Here is an 847-nt window from a genome sequence, read left to right as displayed (position 1 = left end):
TCAAATCAGTTTTTTACTGTTTCTTGTGCTCGGTGCAATTGGCGCGTTAACGCCATTGGCGATCGACATGTATCTACCGGCAATGCCGACCATCGCAAAAGATTTGGGCGTTGCACCTGGTGCGGTTCAAATTACATTGACGGCTTATACGGCGGGTTTTGCGATTGGTCAGTTAATTCATGGGCCGCTTGCCGATAGCTTTGGCCGCAGACCGGTACTGATTTTGGGTGTGCTTTTCTTTGGATTAGCAGCAGTGGTGAGTGCGACCACAAACGGCATTGATGCGTTAACCTATGTTCGTACAGCTCAAGGTTTTGCTGGCGCGGCTGCGGCGGTCATTATTCAAGCTGTGGTGCGTGACATGTTTGACCGTGAAGACTTTGCGCGCGCAATGTCTTTCGTCACATTAGTTATCACGATTGCCCCGTTGGTTGCGCCGATGATTGGCGGTCACCTTGCGATTTGGTTTGGATGGCGCTCTATCTTTTGGGTGTTAGCCATTTTCGCTGTGGTTGTCATTCTGCTGGTTTTTTGGAAAATTCCGGAGACGCTGAAACCAGAAAACCGCCAACCACTGCGTTTTCGTACCACATTAAAAAACTACGCCCGTTTGTGTTCAAGTTCTGAAGCGTTGGGCTTGATGTTGTCTGGTGCATTCTCGTTTTCGGGGATGTTTGCATTCCTAACTGCGGGTTCGTTTGTTTATATTGATTTATACGGTGTTCGACCTGACCAATTTGGTTACTTATTCGGTTTGAACATTGTGGCGATGATCATCATGACCAGCATTAACGGTCGTTTGGTGAAAAAAGTGGGCTCTCATGCCATGCTTCGTTTTGGGTTGTTC

The 847-nt window shown here is 47.9% G+C and carries 1 protein-coding gene; it reads left to right on the top strand.

Translation table 11 applies throughout. The annotated features are described in order from the left end of the window. Nucleotides 1–847: Bcr/CflA family multidrug efflux MFS transporter (locus tag R7040_RS25540; protein ID WP_318097437.1), on the top strand; the 847-nt coding region annotated here is incomplete at both ends.

This window comes from Vibrio sp. 1069, assembly GCF_033340555.1.
Note: the sequence above shows the minus strand (reverse complement) of the source record. Positions and strands in the feature narration are given on the sequence as shown.